Origin of the sequence: Rhizobium ruizarguesonis (assembly GCF_012349115.1) — a bacterium.
Taxonomy (GTDB): Bacteria; Pseudomonadota; Alphaproteobacteria; order Rhizobiales; family Rhizobiaceae; genus Rhizobium; species Rhizobium ruizarguesonis.
In genome coordinates this window covers 139828-156418 of sequence record NZ_PQIG01000111.1, presented here as the reverse complement: position 1 = coordinate 156418, position 16591 = coordinate 139828, and the positions used below count along the sequence as shown (strand labels likewise).

At 61.1% G+C, this 16591-nt stretch carries 18 protein-coding genes; 6 read left to right on the top strand and 12 right to left on the bottom strand.

Going from position 1 to position 16591, the window contains the following annotated elements:
- Together C3Y91_RS30495 and C3Y91_RS30490 are read right to left on the bottom strand one after the other, a co-directional pair.
- Window positions 1–396 carry a hypothetical protein gene (locus tag C3Y91_RS30495; RefSeq protein ID WP_075224886.1) on the bottom strand — a complete coding sequence of 132 codons (396 nt, stop codon included), beginning with the start codon at window positions 394–396 and terminating at the stop codon, window positions 1–3.
- A gap of 122 nt (window positions 397–518) precedes the next feature.
- On the bottom strand, window positions 519–1130 hold the full coding sequence (locus C3Y91_RS30490; protein WP_130681939.1) for an O-methyltransferase: 612 nt from the start codon (window positions 1128–1130) through the stop codon (window positions 519–521).
- A gap of 270 nt (window positions 1131–1400) precedes the next feature.
- Between C3Y91_RS30490 and C3Y91_RS30485 the strand changes: the two genes are divergently transcribed.
- Window positions 1401–2171 (top strand): siderophore-interacting protein, encoded by a 771-nt coding sequence (locus C3Y91_RS30485; protein WP_168576153.1) that lies wholly within the window; start codon window positions 1401–1403, stop codon window positions 2169–2171.
- Window positions 2172–2356: 185 nt separating this feature from the next.
- Here C3Y91_RS30485 and C3Y91_RS30480 read toward each other — a convergent pair whose 3' ends face one another.
- The 6 genes from C3Y91_RS30480 to C3Y91_RS30455 all read right to left on the bottom strand — a co-directional run bounded on the left by C3Y91_RS30480 (window position 2357) and on the right by C3Y91_RS30455 (window position 7860).
- Window positions 2357–3568 (bottom strand): FAD-dependent oxidoreductase, encoded by a 1212-nt coding sequence (locus C3Y91_RS30480; RefSeq protein ID WP_130655760.1) that lies wholly within the window; start codon window positions 3566–3568, stop codon window positions 2357–2359.
- Between the two features lies 1 nt (window position 3569).
- Window positions 3570–4799, bottom strand: a complete 1230-nt coding sequence (locus C3Y91_RS30475) for an Atu1372/SO_1960 family protein (protein ID WP_130664744.1) — start codon at window positions 4797–4799, stop codon at window positions 3570–3572.
- A gap of 23 nt (window positions 4800–4822) precedes the next feature.
- Entirely contained in the window at window positions 4823–5485 is a 663-nt protein-coding gene (locus C3Y91_RS30470) for an amino acid ABC transporter permease (RefSeq protein WP_018074515.1), read from the bottom strand.
- Entirely contained in the window at window positions 5482–6141 is a 660-nt protein-coding gene (locus C3Y91_RS30465) for an amino acid ABC transporter permease (protein ID WP_018074514.1), read from the bottom strand. The genes C3Y91_RS30470 and C3Y91_RS30465 overlap by 4 nt, the downstream gene beginning before the upstream one ends.
- Before the next feature lie 7 nt (window positions 6142–6148).
- Window positions 6149–6901 carry an amino acid ABC transporter ATP-binding protein gene (locus C3Y91_RS30460; RefSeq protein WP_168576152.1) on the bottom strand — a complete coding sequence of 251 codons (753 nt, stop codon included), beginning with the start codon at window positions 6899–6901 and terminating at the stop codon, window positions 6149–6151.
- A gap of 80 nt (window positions 6902–6981) precedes the next feature.
- A complete protein-coding gene (locus C3Y91_RS30455) occupies window positions 6982–7860 on the bottom strand; it encodes an ABC transporter substrate-binding protein (RefSeq protein ID WP_018074512.1) in 879 nt (292 codons plus the stop codon).
- A gap of 162 nt (window positions 7861–8022) precedes the next feature.
- Between C3Y91_RS30455 and C3Y91_RS30450 the strand changes: the two genes are divergently transcribed.
- A complete protein-coding gene (locus tag C3Y91_RS30450) occupies window positions 8023–9078 on the top strand; it encodes a GlxA family transcriptional regulator (protein WP_130760811.1) in 1056 nt (351 codons plus the stop codon).
- A 149-nt stretch (window positions 9079–9227) separates the two neighbouring features.
- Entirely contained in the window at window positions 9228–9701 is a 474-nt protein-coding gene (locus C3Y91_RS30445) for a MarR family winged helix-turn-helix transcriptional regulator (RefSeq protein ID WP_018074510.1), read from the top strand.
- A gap of 32 nt (window positions 9702–9733) precedes the next feature.
- On the opposite strand, the gene C3Y91_RS30440 is transcribed toward C3Y91_RS30445, so the two are convergent.
- A complete protein-coding gene (locus C3Y91_RS30440; protein ID WP_018074509.1) occupies window positions 9734–11035 on the bottom strand; it encodes an epoxide hydrolase family protein in 1302 nt (433 codons plus the stop codon).
- Between the two features lie 233 nt (window positions 11036–11268).
- Between C3Y91_RS30440 and C3Y91_RS30435 the strand changes: the two genes are divergently transcribed.
- Window positions 11269–11685, top strand: a complete 417-nt coding sequence (locus tag C3Y91_RS30435; RefSeq protein WP_168576151.1) for an NUDIX hydrolase — start codon at window positions 11269–11271, stop codon at window positions 11683–11685.
- Between the two features lie 42 nt (window positions 11686–11727).
- Here C3Y91_RS30435 and C3Y91_RS30430 read toward each other — a convergent pair whose 3' ends face one another.
- Window positions 11728–12789, bottom strand: coding sequence for a DUF3095 family protein (locus tag C3Y91_RS30430; protein WP_130692028.1), 1062 nt, complete (start codon window positions 12787–12789; stop codon window positions 11728–11730).
- Between the two features lie 116 nt (window positions 12790–12905).
- Window positions 12906–13301: an Ohr family peroxiredoxin gene (locus tag C3Y91_RS30425; RefSeq protein ID WP_024322159.1), complete on the bottom strand. Its 396-nt coding sequence runs from the start codon at window positions 13299–13301 to the stop codon at window positions 12906–12908.
- Between the two features lie 272 nt (window positions 13302–13573).
- Between C3Y91_RS30425 and C3Y91_RS30420 the strand changes: the two genes are divergently transcribed.
- Complete coding sequence (locus C3Y91_RS30420) at window positions 13574–14371, top strand: class I SAM-dependent methyltransferase (RefSeq protein WP_130760812.1); 798 nt, start codon at window positions 13574–13576, stop codon at window positions 14369–14371.
- Window positions 14372–14397: 26 nt separating this feature from the next.
- On the opposite strand, the gene C3Y91_RS30415 is transcribed toward C3Y91_RS30420, so the two are convergent.
- Window positions 14398–15015: a hypothetical protein gene (locus tag C3Y91_RS30415; protein ID WP_168576150.1), complete on the bottom strand. Its 618-nt coding sequence runs from the start codon at window positions 15013–15015 to the stop codon at window positions 14398–14400.
- Between the two features lie 169 nt (window positions 15016–15184).
- On the opposite strand from C3Y91_RS30415, the gene C3Y91_RS30410 reads away from it, so the two are divergent.
- On the top strand, window positions 15185–16579 hold the full coding sequence (locus C3Y91_RS30410) for a M20 family metallopeptidase (RefSeq protein ID WP_024322160.1): 1395 nt from the start codon (window positions 15185–15187) through the stop codon (window positions 16577–16579).
- Window positions 16580–16591: the final 12 nt, after the last annotated feature.

Sequence of the window (16591 nt, the reverse complement as noted above, 5' to 3'; positions counted from 1 at the left end):
TTACGGCACGGGGCAGCGGTATTTATAGGCGATCAACGTCGTCATCAGTTCGTCGCCGGTGGCCTCGCGAATGCCGGGATTCTCTTCCAGGAATGTACACAATGTATTGCCGATTGCTTCCGCGGTCGTTCCAATCGGCACACAGACGTTTACCCCAACGGAGTTAGCAAAATACGCCGAGTTCACCATTGCTTTCGGCGCAGGAACGACTTCGGTGAAAATTCGGCGGGCCAGATACTCGTCCCGGTTCCACTTGTCCAACCAACCCGCGACATATCCGACGACAAACTGCCGTGAGCCGCCGCAATCAGAATGAAGGAGATCACCGCTGGAAAATCCGGCGGGAATCTTTGCAGAAACCGTTGCCAAAAGGGTGGCGATAAGAATGCCCGACATCACATCTCCAAAGCTCGCAATAACGCAGAGCTTTGATCGGGACCGTGTCGGAAATTAGCTTAAAACGTGTCTTCTTTTTTGCTGCAACTAAAAACAAAATGGCCGCTAATCTCACCTCAGCCTCAATCGAACCGACTGACCTCAAGCCCGCTGCCGACCGGCAGCAGCACGCTTGATATCCCGGGCTTGGCACGGACAGCCTCACCATAGCGTTTGAGATCGTCGCCTCCCGGGCGCAGCATGTTGTCGGCGACGATGATCGCGCCCGGATTGAGCTTGGGATAGAAAGCCTCGAGGCATGGAACGTAAAGATCCTTCCAGAGATCCACCAGCACGAAGTCGATGCCCTGGGAAAGTTCGCCGATCATCTGGACCGCATCCCCAACCTTGAATTCCACATGCTCTGCGAGCCCCGCCTTGACGGCCATGTCGCGTGCGTAGGTCGACTTGTAGTCGTGCATTTCCATGGTGATCAGCTGCCCGCCGGAAGCGCGCGCGGCTTCCGCCAGCCAGATCCCGGAATAACCGAAGGAGGTGCCGAGTTCGAGAATGGTCGGGCTCTTGAGGCTCTTGGCGAGGATATTGATGAACTGTCCGGTTGCAGGTCCGACCGCCCGCAGCCGCTGATCCTGTCCTCCGTCGCGCCCGCCAGGAGGCAGTTCGCGCGGACTGTTATGCTCCGTCTCGATCATCGCGTGATAGATGTCGAGCACGTCCCGGATTCTGCTGTCCATTGTCTTCTCCATGACCGCCTGCGCGTTGATCAGCCGATCATTGCCCGACCGAACCAGCGCCGGAAAGTTAAACTTTGGCAATCATCGCCCTTGCTGGTTCCCTTGCGGTTGCACATGCCGCCGTCGTCGGCTACATCATGCCGTCAATGGCCGGGTCACCCGGCCACGTAAGCGTTAACGTCACTCAACGCGTATGATCGAACGGCCCTGCGGCTTCGATCTGCGCGACTATGTCCTGCGGATCGAGCTCAAAAAAGCTCCTGAGGACACATGGACAACAATCAACTCAAAGATCAGATTTCATCGGCCCCCGGCATCGAACGGGTCCGCCACGACACGCGACGGCGCACCCTCTCGGTCGAGAGCGTCGTCGACATCACCCCCGGCATGCGCCGCATCACGTTGACCGGCGATGATCTTGGCGATTTCATCAGCCTTGCGCCCGACGACCACATCAAGATTTTCGTACCGGCCGCCGATGGCGGCGAAGAACGCCGTGACTACACGCCGCGCCGCTACGATAACACCGAACGAAAACTAACCATCGACTTCGCCTTGCATGAGGCAGGTCCAGTGACCCAATGGGCGATCGACGCGCGCGCCGGCGACAGGCTCGAGATCGGCGGACCAAGGGGCTCCGCCGTAGTTTCCGCGACAGTCAAACGGTGGCTGCTGATCGGCGACGAAACCGCGCTGCCGGCGATCGGCCGCCGGATCGAGGAGAGCGGCGCCGGAACCGTCATCACCACAATCGCAGCCGTCACCGGCCCGTTGGAAGAGCAAGTCTTCGAGACATCAGCCGAACTGTACGCCCACTGGGCGCACCGGCCTCTTTCGCAGGCAACCGATGCCGCAGCCCTGCTGAAACCGTTGAGCACAGTCGATATCCAGCCGGAGACCTTCATCTGGGTCGCGGCGGAAGCCTCGGCAACGCGCGATATCCGCGCCTACCTGCTGGAACGAGGTTGCCCGCTCGGCTGGATCAAGGCATCCGGCTACTGGGTGTTCGGCAAAGCCGATACGACCGAGAAATTCGGCTAGGACCAACCCGCATTCCGGATTCCATTTGGTGATGAGTTCTGACTCACTTCGTTCCGGATTTGATCCGGAACGATCAGATGGATGTGAAGAGGTATGAATTGAGCGAAGTCCCGGCAGCCTCTGCCGGAACGCTGCGGCGGATTGAAGAGCATCAGCAACTGTAAGCCCGGGCGCCAGCCACCGACTTATTGAAAGAGATCGACCACGCAGCGGGCAGAGCCCAATGCGAGTGTCCAACCCAGCATGCCGTGACCGGCATTGATGTAGAGACCTTTGATACGTCGGGAGGCGGCGATAACGGGCTTGGAGGTCGGAGTCATCGGCCTCTCGCCCGACCATCTCATCAGTTCGTCCGATCGCTCGAAAAGGTCGGGCAGCACCGCGGACGCGGCCAGCTTGAGTGTGTCGAAACGTCTGGCATCAAAACCGGCCCCGGGACGCTCGATGTCTGCCAGTCCGGCGACACGAAAACGGTCGCCGATGGCCGCAAAGGCAAGCTTTCGCTTGACGTCTGTCAGGCTGATACTTGGTGCAAGTCCAGTTCTTCGAACGGTGAGCGAGTAGCCTCTGACGGGGCGTATGTCCCGGACTTCAGGTAAATCGGATATGAGGGAACGGATCTCCGGTCCTGCGGCGACGATGGCTGCGTCGACGCGAAGCTCGTCGCGGTCCTCGAACCTCAGCCCTGTCAGCACGCCTTCCGTTTGGAGGAAGCTCGAGACCCTCCCGCCGAAAAGCACCGACACCTGCCGACGCTCGATCATCCAGGTGGTGAGCTGGCGGCAAAATCCGGCCGCATCGCCGAGGGCATCACTGGGTGTATAAACGGCGCCGGCAATCTCTCCCTGATATACGGCGAGCGCAGGCTCGACGTCTTCCGCCTCCCCCCGCGTCAGCAGGCGCTGTTCGAAGCCGAGAGCATTCTTGCGCGCGACACTGGAATCGGCGGCAGCAAAACTTTGCCGGTCGGCATAGAGGTGCAGTTTTCCGGCGACACGATAGTCGAATTCGATATCGGTTTCCTTAAGCAGGATCGCGAGCTCGTGACGGGATTGCTCGGCAAGGCGCAGGATCTCCTCTGTATTGTTCCACCAACATCTGAACGGGGTATTGGCAAGGAATTTCAGCCCCCAGCACAGAAAGTCCCGATCGAGTTGCCAGTGGATCCGGAAGGCTGGATCGCGGCCCATCGCAATGGCTGGCAGATGTTTCAGCAGGGCTGGTGATGCCATTGCGTCACCGTAGGCCCAAGACAGCTGCGCGGCATTGCCGGCGCTCGCCCCCATGCCCGGCTCGCTTGCCGCATCGATAAGTGTCACATCATGCCCCGCCCGGGCCAGAAGATAGGCCGACGATACGCCGATGACGCCGGCGCCGATCACCGCAACACGCGCCATCTCAAGCCTCGTCGCCGACAACGGCCGTCAACTCGACCTCAACGGGAACCCCGCGCGGCAGAGATGTTACGCCGATCGCGATGCGGGCATGCGCCCATCGATCCGGGAAAAGCTCTCGGAGTAGTTCCGAAGCGCCATCTATGACGGCGCCGTGGCGCTCGAAAGCGGCATCCGCCGCGACATAGCCCGCAAGCCGGACGAAGCCCAGGATGTTGTCAAAGCCGCCCGCAGCCCCCTCCAGCTGCGCAAGCGCATTGAGAAGCGCCCAGCGGGCGCATTCTCGCCCCTCTTCGATGGAGACGCATGCTCCGAGATGTCCTGTCCGCAGCACCACACCATCCTTCAGCGGCACCTGACCTGAAACGGTGATGATATTGCCGGTCCGCACAGCCCCGGAAAATGCGCCTGGCGGCAAGGATGCTTCCGGCAGAGCAAGCTCAAGCTGTGCCAGCCGTTCGCGCACACGATTGCTTCCAGCCGATGAAGCATCGCGTGCCTTGCGGACTGCTGCTTCTGCGCTGCGGTCGACGAAGGCCCTCATGATATTCTTGTCGAGTTCCGTCAGCCGGTATTCGGGGTGCCACTGGATGCCGAGGCAAAAGCCGTCCGTGTCCCCTTCGAATGCTTCGATGGTTCCGTCCGGCGCCCGCGCGGCGACACGGAAGCGTCCTTGGCCGGCCAAAGCATGCCGGTGCAGGCTGTTGACGCGCGCCGGCCCCCTCCCTACCCAATCGGTCAGCACGCTGCCTTGCTCGACGATGATCTCGTGCGCCAAAACGTCGGGGATATCTTGCGGGATGTGGGATACGGCGGCGGCCGGCAGCTCGGTTTGAAATTCGCCCCCAAGGCATTCACCGATCAGTTGCATGCCGTGGCATATGCCGAGAAGCGGCTTGCCCGTTTTCAAGGCCTGCTCGACCAGCTGAATCTCGAACTGCCTGCGCGCGCCTGTCACCTCGGTCCCTGGCCGCGCACCGGTAAGGACAATTCCATCGGCGAGTGCCAACGCCGATACCAGGTTCCGGGTGTTGTAAGGCAAGATCAAAGGAAATCCCCCTGCCTCGGCTATGGCATCCGCATAGTTGGCGCGCACCACATACTCCGTCTCGGTCGGAACATCGGGCGCCTCGCTGACATCGGGCGTCATGAGGATCACCGGCCAGCGAGGTTCATGCGATTGCGTTGCATGCCGACGTGCGTTGCCCGTGGCAACGGTCGTTTCAGTGGTCATGATCTTGGCCTTGTGATGACGAGTTAGCGGGCGGCCGGAAGGGCTAGCCGGCGCGAGAGGACCGAGAACGGCCAGGCTATCGCGAAATAGCAGAGCCCGACGGCAACGTAGATTTGCAAGGGAAGGAAATACTCCGTCGCCATTGACCGCCCCGTGAGCACAAGTTCGTCGACGGTAATCAGCGAAGCGAGCGAAGAATCCTTGAGCAGCGAGACGAAGGTGATGATCATCGGCGCCAGGATGACACGCGCGACCTGCGGCAGGATGATCCAGACGAAGCTCTGGGCCGGGGTGAAGCCCGCGGCCAGCGCTGCCTCGCTCTGCCCGGCCGGTATAGCCTTCAGACCGGCGCGGAAAAGCTCTGCGACCTGGGCCGCGAAACACAACGCCAGGCCGGCGATCGCCGCACCGAAAGCATCGAAGACGACCCCGATGCCCGGCAAGCCGAAATAAAGCAGAAACAGAACCGCCAATAACGGCACGCCCCGCACGATCGTCACATAAAGAGCCGCAAAATACCGCAGCGCTGCGAAACTGGATTTCTGGCAGAGCGAAAGCAGCAGGCCGAAAACGAAGGCCAGGGCAAAGGCACAAACGGAAAGCAGCGCCGTATTCATCATCGCCCGCAGCAGCAGAGGCAGCCATTCGGCACCATAATCGCCATAGGGCGCCAGGAAAGCACTCATCCTTTCAATCTCCCGTAACGTCTTTCGAGGAACTGCGTTGCCTGCATCAATGGCAAGCTCAGCAACAGATAGAGTGCCGCCGCCGTCGCGTAGATCATTGTTGTCTGGAAGGACGACGTCACCATTGAACGGGCAAAGAACATGATTTCCGGCGCCGCAATGGCCGAGACGACGGATGTATCCTTGAGAAGCTGCACCGCGTAGTTCCCGAGCCCCGGAAGCGCTATCCGCATGGCCTGTGGCGTCAGGATCTCAAAGATCGTCTGGAGCGGGGTCAGCCCTGCGGCAAGCGCCGCCTCCGCCTGCCCGCCAGGCAGCGCGGCGAAACCGGCGCGAAAGATTGCGCAGGTGATCGCTGCACCGATCAGCCCGAGGCCCAGGACGGCCGCCGTGATCGACGTCAATTTCACGCCGAGGCTGGCAAGCCCGAAGTAGAGGATAAAGAGATGCGTCAAGGCCGGCACATTGCAGAGGATTTCGCAGCAGGCATCGATCGCGAGATTGATGAACTTGATCCCTGCAAATTGCCTGAGCAGAGCGAGAAAGAACCCCAAAGTGGCTGCGAGCGCCAGCGAGGCGATCGTGACGAAAACGGTTACGCCAAGTCCGGCGACGAGCCCTTGGACGACCGAGAAGAATACGGAAAATCCAATCATGACGCGCCTAGTGCCGAATCTTGTTGAGAAACGCTTGCGTGCGCGCCTCGCGGGGAGCGGTTATGACCTGGCGGGCCGGGCCGGCTTCGACGATGGTGCCGCCGTCAAGAAACAGAACGCGGTCGGCAATGTCGCGCGCAAACGCGATCTCGTGCGTGACGATCAGCATCGTGCGTCCTTCGTCTGCCAGCTCCTCCATCACTTTCAGAACCTCCTGAACCAGTTCGGGATCGAGTGCCGATGTCGGCTCGTCGAACAGCATGAGCTTTGGCTTCTGGGCAAGCGCCCGCGCAATCGCGACGCGCTGTCGCTGGCCGCCGGACAGCTCGAGTGGTGAGGCTTCAGCGCGGTGCGTCATATGGACTTTGGCCAGCATCTCCAAAGCCAGTTCGCGTGCCTCGGCAGCAGCCAGGCCGCGGACCTTGCGCGCCGCAATCGCCACGTTTTCCGTCACCGACAGATGCGGCCAGAGATTGAAGAGCTGGAAGACCATGCCCATCTCGGCGCGCTGCGGTGCAAGTTGCCGGTCGCTCATGACCTGGCCGTTGCGCACGCCGATCCGCTCGCCGTCGAGGCGGATCTCGCCGGCACTGGGCTTTTCCAGAAAATTCATGCAGCGCAGACAGGTGGATTTCCCAGACCCGGATGGGCCGATCAGGGCAATCTTCTCACCTGGTGCGACATCGAAATCGATGCCCTTGAGAACTTCGATAGGACCATAGCTCTTGCGCAGGCCCGCAACGCTCAGAAGCGCATTCATCGCCGTTTCCTTATGCGATTATATCTTGGCGAAGAGGGTGGACGAAAGCCGCCGATTGCAGCTTCCGTCCGCACGCTCGTTCAGCCGCCAGCTGCGCAGGACGGCAGCTTGTAATCTGCGGGGCGATCGACGCCGGCGCGGAAGTTTTGACCCACAGGCTTGAACCAGACATCCGACGACAATCCGTAGCGGGCGCCGATTTCCTTCATCTCGCAAGTCTTCCACATGTCGGCGATGATGGCGTCCATCTTCTGGCGCAAATCGTCGTTCTTCTGGTTGAGGCCATAGACGACCTGGCCGAGACCGGTCAGCAGCGGAAAATCCGGACTGTTATCGGTGAAGGCGAGGAAGTGCATATTCCAATCGGGGTTCTGCTTGATGGCGTAGGAGATCACCGGCGGATCGCCGATGACAGCGTCGATGCGCCCGGCGATAAGATCGCGCACGGCCGCATCGGAAGTGTCGTAGAGCGAGAGTTGGAGATCTTTGATGCTCTTCAATTCCGAGACGAACGAAAAGCCGGTGATCGTGCCGATCTTCTTGCCTTCCAGATCAGAGAGCTTGTCCCAGTTCGTCTTCGTCGATTGCATGATGCCGTTCTTGAAGTAGTGGATCGGCTCGGAGAGCGTCATGATCTTGGTACGCTTTTCGGTCCAGCCCATGGTGCCGAGCATGACGTCGACGCGGCCTGACTGAACGGAGGCGATCGTACCCGACCATTCCATGAGCGCAGGCTGAATCTTGAGGCCGAGCTTGTCGGCAATGCGCTGCATGATTTCACCGTCATAGCCTACCAGCTTCCCGTCCTGCCAGCCGGAGCCGGGCATGTCGCCGGTGAAGGCAACCGTCAGCTTGCCCTGCTCGGCAAGTTCGAAAGCATTGGCGATAGATGAAAGGGACATGAAGCTGCCTGCCAGCAGAGCGCACGTCACCATCCTTCTCGAAAGAGAAAGTGCCATTGTTCTGATCCTTGATTTGTTGGTTCCCCGGTCCGGTGGTTTCTGTCCCCGGATGTCGCGTTCGACGAGAGGAAACTTGACACTGAAGACTGCCGCTGAATTTTATAAATCGGACATTTTCTTTGAAAAAAGGACATGGTTGTTCTATCATTGCCATGCGCCATGATCACATCCGAGGAACCTTCCGAAATATCTGCCAACGAGCCGGACTATGTGCGCTGGCTCGACGATCTTTGGGCCGAGCGGCTTCTGGTCGCACGCGACCGAAAGGCCGATCTCTCGGTCGGCATTCTCCTCTGGCCGACATTCCCGATGATGTCGCTGACGGGTATCGTCGAGCCTCTCAGGCATGCGGCGGACTTTGCCGACAATTCCCGTCCACTACATTGTCGCTGGTCGATCATGGGGGCTCCGGGCCAGGCAGCGGTCGCCAGCTGCGGCATCCGGGTCCACGCCGATGCGCCCTACATTAACCCGACCGACTTCGACTACGTCGTGGTTATCGGTGGCCTCCTGCCACATCTGCGCGCCGCACCTAGCAAGCATCGCGACTATCTCAGGGTGGCGGCATCGGCGGGTGTTCCGGTCATTGGTGTGTGTACGGGCGCCTTCGTAATGGCGCAGGAGGGACTGCTCGCGGGGCGCAAGGCGTGCGTTCATCCCTTTCACGCGGAGGATTTCCGGATTGCCTTCCCGCGTCTTGCCTTCTCCACGCGCGATGACTTCCTGATCGAAAACGGCCGCATTACCGTGCCTGGCGGCGTATCGATCCTGTCGCTGATGACGGAGCTCATCCGCACGCATTGCGGACCGGATCGGGCGGCCAAGGCCGTGCACCAGCTTTCGCTCTCGGAGCAGAAGCACATGAGCGCCTTCGATCACGGCCGCGCCACAACATTTCGCCGCGCAGAAGATTCGCGTATTCAGCGAGCCGTCGTTCTCGTCGAGAGTCGGAAAGGCCGCGATGTCTCACCGGAACAGGTGGCCTCTCTGGTCGGCCTGTCACCACGCCAGTTCGCGCGTCTGTTCCAGGACAATATCGGCATGACCCCGAAGCGTTTTATCGTCGAGACGAGATTGCGCTATGGCCGGTTTCTAGTCGAAAACAGCACACTGCCCATGACGGCGATCGCCTTTGAAATCGGATTCTCCGACTCCGCCCATTTCGCGACCGCTTTTCGCAAGAAGTATGGGAAGCCTCCCAGGAGTTTCCGCTGATCTTTGTCGAGTCACCACAAACGGCAGGATCGAAAACCGACTTCGACACTATTGCGATTTAATCGGATGCGATATATATAGATGTCATCGTCAGAAAGCTTGGACAGGATGGACCGATGCCGACATCTAAAGCAGCTAAGGGGCCGGATATGCCTGCGCCCGCCTCCCCGCCAGCGGGCAAGGAAGGCAGGAAACTTTCGAATTTCCTGTGCTTCGCGGTCTATTCGGCAAATCTCGCCTTCGGCCGCGCCTATAAGCCGATCCTGGACGAGCTTGGCCTGACCTATACCCAATACATCGCCATGGTGGCTCTCTCCGAAGAGGACGACCAGACCGTCGGGGTGTTGGGGGAAAAGATGTTCCTCGAATCCAACACGCTGACGCCCATCCTCAAGAAGCTGGAGTCGAATGGTTTTATCACCCGTCACCGCGATCCTGCCGACGAACGGCAGGTGCGGGTCAGCCTGACGCCGGCAGGACGCCAACTCGTTGAAACCGATCCCGGCAACGCGCTGCTTGGCGCCATCGGCCTCGGCGACGACTTTCCCGTCGTGCAGAAATCGGTGACGACGCTGCGCGACAACCTGCTGCGGTCAACTCAGGGCGAACCGGAGAAATCGTGATCGCGGCCTCAGTCGCCTGATCCCGCCTGGGTCTACTGCCGTAGCGGCCGGAACGCAGTCCGGAGCTCGGCAGTGAAAGCCATCGGCTGTTCCCAGGCGGCGAAGTGGCCGCCCTTCGGCAGCCGGTTGTAGTGGATGAGCTTCGGATAGGCCTTCTCCGCCCAGCTCTGCGGCGCCTGGTAGATCTCATCGGGAAAAGCACTGACCGCCACTGGGATCTTGATGCCCCTGGGGTCGAAGAACCCGCCCGACGGATGGTGCGCGTTGTCCCAATAGAGGCGTGCCGAGGAGATTGCGGTGTTCGTCAGCCAGTAGAGCGTGACGTTGTCGAGGATATCGTCCTTCGTCAGCCCCTCGGGCTCTCCGTCGAAAACGCGGGCAATCATCCGGTAACTGCGGATGTCGTGATCGAGCATCCACGACGCAAGCCCGACCGGCGAGTCGACAATCCCGTAGAGCGTCTGCGGCCGGTTGTTCATCTCGATCGCATAGCCCAGCCCATTCTTGTAGAAATCGTCGAGCTGATCGAAGGCGCGCCTTTCGTCCGGTGACAGGTCGGCTGGCGGCATGCCGCCGGCGGCAAGAGCCTTGGCGATGTCAGCCGGAACCGTGGCCGCCATGTTCGTATGGATGCCGAGCAATCCCGGCGGCTCCTGCACCGCCATCAATTCGGTCACCGCGTTGCCCCAGTCGCCACCCTGCGCCACGAACTTCGTGTAGCCGAGACGTTGCATCAGCGTCACCCAGGCGTGCGCGATACGCGGCGGGTTCCAGTTCCCCGACCCCGTCGGTTTCCCGGAAAAGCCGTAGCCCGGCAAAGACGGGATCACCACGTCAAATGCGTCCTCTTCGCTCCCGCCATGCGCTGTCGGATCGGTGAGCGGTTCGATGATCTTCAACTGCTCGATGATCGAACCAGGCCATCCATGTGTGACGATCAACGGCAGCGCATTTTTATGCTGGGAGCGCACGTGAATGAAGTGGATATCCAGCCCGTCGATCTCTGTGATGAACTGCGGCAGCGCATTGAGCCGCGCCTCCATCTTGCGCCAGTCGTAATCCGTCGCCCAATGCTTCGCGAGTTTCTGGATCGTTGCGAGCTGCACGCCCTGCGTATCGTCCGCAACAGTCTCCCTGTCAGGCCAACGGGTGGCCGCGACGCGCCGGCGCAGATCGTCAAGCTGATCCTCGGGGAAATTGACGCTGAAGGGGCTCACCCCGTCGCCGTTTGCCTCAGCGCTGCGCGTCCCGGCAAGCATGCTCATGGCTCCGGCGGCGGCCGTGGCGGCAAGCAGCTCGCGCCGCGTGGGCGTTGATAGGGATGTGGGTGGCATGACGCTCTCCTCTCCGTTTGATCTGTTCGGAAACGGACGAAGATCGACTGACCGACCTCGTTCGCATCAGCAGGTCATTCGCGTCTGTCCGGGGACTATGCTCCCGGGCAACGTCGGGGGTCAACCTACCCGGTCAGGCTATGCCTCGACTGTCTCGATGGACGACTGGCCATTGCAAAAAGCCGTGGCTGCGGGCAGCATCGGCGCGAGATCGAGGAGGCAGAGGAGAATGCATGCCCGACATCGCGATGGGCGTCTTGAGCCAGAACGGAACCGTTCTCCTGGCCAGGCGCAGTTCCGAGCGCACGGTGCACCCGGATCGCTGGAGCCTCCCGGGCGGCCATATCGAAGAGGGCGAAGACGCCGAGACGGCGATGTGCCGGGAATTGATCGAAGAAATAGGCGTGACGCCGGAGCTCTGGCAGTTTGCAGGACGGTTCACCTCGGAAGACCCGCCCGAAGCATCCGCGACATTCCATGTCTATCACGTCCTTAAATGGCACGGCTGTCCGCGACTGATCGGTGACGAACACACCGAGCTCAGATGGTTCACCGCCACCGCGATAGAAAAAGAAGCCGAATTGGCGCCGCCTCAGCTCACTGAAATTCTCGCAAACCTCGCCATGCGGGAAACAGGCACGCCCACTTAGGTCCCTTGGCGGTCAAGGCGGTCTCGCCAGCTGAACGGGTCCTCAGAGAACATGATGCTGGACGTCGCCAAGCGCACCGGCCTCCATCATCTCGGCGGCCCTTGCATAACCGCCGCCAATTCCGTCGAGGAAATGCAGGTGCGAATCCGGGCTGCCTGATGGCACGAGGCAGGTCATCAGCGCATGCGATTGGCGGTGCAGTCCGAAGTTCACCTCACCGCGCGCCCTTGCCAGAAGAAGCATGGTTTCGACCCTATCAATCTGTTCGCGCGTGCAGTCCAGCGTCAGGCGCAAACCGTCATCGAATTTGCGGAAATCCGAATGGGAGGCGACCTCCGACCAGCGTTTCGCATCGACACGCTTCCCGCTGCCTTTGGGCATGGCAATATCCCTGGGGATAGCCATTTCCACGGGAACCGGATGAGACCGGTGCGACGGCGCATCGAAGACGGCAAGCACGCGCTTCGCCAGCGCCGCAAAGACCTCCGGGCTCGTATGGTCATCCGGCTCGACCAGCAGCGACAGGATCTCGCCCCGCTGGCTCGGGAACGGCGTCCAGTCGCAGCTCAGTCCGGTCAGATCCGGCTTCGTCGCGTAGCGGCCCGGCTTGACCAGATACCGGCCGCTCTTGATCTGCTGCTCCGCCCATTTGAGCCCTCCTCCTGCAAACATCGCATAGGTCGCGTTTTCCGAAGCCGCATAGCGCGCAACCCTTACGTCGCGCCCACTATTGCGGATTTCGCGCACGGTGAGCAGCCCGATACGAAGGGTGAGATCGAGATCGCTTCTTGCAAAGCTCGCGACCTGCCGCAACGCCGAGGTCGCGGCCATGATGCCGTGCGGCGGCAAGGCGAATGCCGCCCCGTCTCCACGAAACACGAAGGGGAAATCGAACGAACCCCAGGCATTACCGAGAGCGGCGATGATCGATGCGCCTGCGAAGTTGACATCTTCATAGCGTCCCGACTTGATCGCCAGCGTCGAGCTGACGACGTCGGTGATGCCGATCAGCCAATCCTCGGGCAGCGGCTCATAGACGGCTGGGTCGAGCACGAGCGAAAACTCGTCATAGGCCTGGTGTGGCTGGGCGTGGCTATTGTTCATGGCATGTTCTCCAGATCGGCAAGGTTCCGGTGCCTGCTACCTCAGGAAGGGTCTGCCGGCCGATCGGCAGGCCCTCCGCATCAAATCCTCTGGCGGTGAGGTCCGCCCTTCCCCGCTCAGACAAGTGTGGTCTCGACGTCGATATTGCCGTGTGTCGCCTTGGAATAAGGGCAGATGCCATGGGCTGCCTCGATCAATTCCTGCGCAACGTCGCGATCAATGCCGGGCAGGCTGACATTGAGGCGCGCCCTGAGGAAGAAGGAGCCGTTATCGACGTTGAGATCGATCTCCGCATCGACCTCGGGACCGGCCGGCAGCGTGATCTTCCGCTGCGAAGCGGCAAACTCGATGGCGCCGATATAGCAGGCCGACCAGGCGATGCCGAACAGGTTTTCGGCAGCCGGATGCGGTTGCGGCAGTTTGATGTCGATCGTGCCGTCGCTGCTGCGTGCGGAGCCGTTGCGGCCGCCGGAGATGTGGGTTTTGCCCGTAAAGAGAAGCTTCTCGGTCATGGTGATATCCTTTCGGTTTGATTTGCTACGCGTCCGATTAAATCGGATGCGCTCTAATACGCCGCACCATAACCGATGTCAACACTATTCCGATTTAATCGGATGCGATTTATTTCTCCGGCCAAACTCATCACATCAAGATAATCCTCAACGGCAGCTGTGCGAGCAGCCGACCCGCTGCGCAAAGTCACGTCTTGCCCGGGAACAGAGCCCTCTATAGGCTCTGCCGGGAAGCGCGAGGTGGCGCCCGTGAAAAAGCCCGGAGAGATGCCATGTCCTCCATAACAGCAGACAATGCGGGACAGTATGGCGACAGCCGGAAGCTCGCCGCGCGGGCTCGACTGCGTAGCCAATACACCATCGCCGAGACGGCCTGGTTTCCATGGGTTGCAACGCAGTTGTCCCTGAAGCCAGGCGATCGTGTCCTCGACGTCGGCTGCGGACCGGCCTGGTTCCGGGCAGCAACGGCAGGTCTGCTGCCGGAGAATCTTGACCTGACGCTCGCCGACCTTTCGCAAGGCATGGTCGACGAGGCGGTGGCGCGTTGCAGCACCCTGCCATTCGGCTCCGTCCGGGGTTGCCAAGCCGACGCAGCCGCGCTCCCCTTCGAAGATGGCGCCTTCGATGCCGTGGTCGCGATGCATATGCTCTATCACCTGCCCGACCCGGCCGCGGGCATCGCTGACATGTCAAGAGTGCTGAGGCCGGGTGGCTTACTCGCGGTCACAACCAACGGCGCCGGCAATATGCGCGAGATCTACGCGCTGACGACCGTATTCGGCAATGCCCCATCCGATCCGGCTGCCGAAGCCTTCGGATATGACGCTGCCGAACGATTGATGCGGTCACAGTTTGGAAACGTGAACATGTCGCAGCATCCGGCAAGCCTGAGGATCACTGAGCCCGAGGATGTATTCCTGGCGCTCACCTCCTACCCGCCCGGCGATGGCGCCAGCCAGCTTCAGCTCACCAAGTTCCGTCAAGCCGTTGCCGATGCCTTCAGCCAACGCAACGGCGTGCTTGAAGTCCGCAGGGAGACCGCGCTGTTTCTGAGCAGGAAGACGGACTGATCCGTATCGCGGTGTCGGCTGCGGCCTTACGACCGCGGCCGGCCGTCGTCGAACAGCGTGGCAAGCCACTGGTAGTATCGTGGCTGCTTCTCCCGCAACTGGCTGCGCGAATAAGGCGGCCGATCGATGTCACCGAACAGGTAGACGCTGGCCGTGACCGCGAAGAATTCGTGACCATTGCTCATCATGTAGGAATCGCCCGGCCAGACCCGCTTGCCGATATCGAAGAATTGCGCAACATCGGTATTGCCGAATCCGCCCGGAAGCATTCGGTCGTGATAGGCATGCAGAAGTTCATGCAGGATGACCGGCTTGTCAGACGCGAGGGCCTTCACGCGCAGGTCGATGCCGGTCTTGCTGCTGTAATGGCCAGGCCCGGCCTTTGCGGCGGCGGGATTGGCCCAGATCGGGATCATCCGCATGAAGGTGAGCACATCGGGTTTCAGGTCGACATGCTCGACGATATCGAGCTGCCGCTTGACCGCCGCGACCATCTCGTTGTCGGGCTCCGCGCCCTTGGCGTTGGTGAGATCGACCTGCCATCCGTGATAGCTGAAAACCAGCGGATCGGCCGCTGCCGCGCCTGTTGCCATGATGGTGATGACGATGGCGCAGAGCGCCAGGATTTTCGAAATCGGTCTCACAGCCACTCCTTGGCAACTCACGCACCAACTGTTGCACAGGCGATCCAGCCGCACAATTGTGTCGTGGAGGTGTTGATGTCGCGGTGATGAACTCAGGCAGAGACCAGTGTCGCCGGGGCGATGGTCAGATGGCCGTTTCGATGCATCCGGCTTGATGGTATGTTTCCGCATGACCCGCGACGCCGCCATTGCGAGAGCAGAGACCTATTTCGATTCCGGATCGTTCCGGACGGATCTGGCGCGCCGAGTCGCCATGCCGACGGAAAGCCAGAACCCAGATCGCCGGCAGGTGTTGCTCGATTATATCGAGACCGAGATCAGGCCGACTTTCGAGGCGCTCGGCTTTACCTGCCACACGTTGACGGAGGGCGGCTGGCCCTTTCTCTTCGCCGAGCGTATCGAGGATCCGAAGCTGCCGACCGTGCTTGGTTATGGCCATGGCGACGTGATCCGCGGACTTGACGATGCCTGGGACGACGGCCTGTCGCCCTGGCGGATGATCGAACGTGACGGCAGATGGTACGGGCGCGGCGTCGCCGACAACAAGGGGCAGCACACCGTCAACATCGGCGCCATCCAGGCCGTGCTGGAAACGCGCGGTAAGCTCGGGTTCAACGCCAAATATCTGATCGAGATGGGTGAGGAGCGGATATCGCCCGGCCTGCGTGAACTCGCCGTCACGCACAGGGAATTGTTCCGCGCCGACGTTCTGATCGCCTCAGACGGCCCGCGGCTCACCGCCGAACGGCCGACTATCTTCTTGGGTTCCCGCGGCGCCGTCAGCTTCGATATATTGATCGACGCGCGCAAGGGCGGGCACCACTCCGGGAACTGGGGCGGCCTACTCTCCGATCCTGCAATCCAACTCGCCCATGCGCTTGCCAGCATCACCGGCCCGTCAGGCGAAATTCGCATCCCGGAATGGTGTCCGAAAGAGATCCCCGACAATGTCCGGCATGTGCTTGCCGACTGCGTCCCAGAGGATGGCGACGGCGATGCGAAAATCGATCCGAACTGGGGCGAACCCGGGCTGACGCCAGCCGAAAAGCTGTTTGCATGGAGCTCCTTCGCGATCCTGGCTTTCGAAGCCGGCAACCCCAAGACACCCGTCGGCGCGATCCCGCCGCGCGCCTGGGCGCGTTGCCAGCTACGCTTCGTCGTCGGAGTCGATGTGAAGGATATACTGCCGGCGCTGCGACGGCACTTCGACAGCCATGGTTTTCCGCAGGCGCAGATTGCCCAGGCAAGCGACGAGATTTTCTACGCGACGCGTCTCGATCCCAAGCATCCCTGGGTCGGTTGGGCGGTCGACTCGATCAGGCGCACCAGCGGCAAGACGCCGGCCATCCTGCCGAACCTCGGCGCATCGCTGCCGAACGACACCTTCTCCGAGACCCTGGACCTGCCGACGATCTGGGTCCCGCATTCTTATCCGGGATGCTCCCAGCATGCGCCGAACGAGCATCTTCCCCTCTCCATCGCCCGCGAGGGCCTCGCATTGATGGCAGGCCTCTATTGGGATCTCGGCGAGCCCGGCGTGCCAGTCGGCCGGCAGACAACCTAGACGCCACCATCC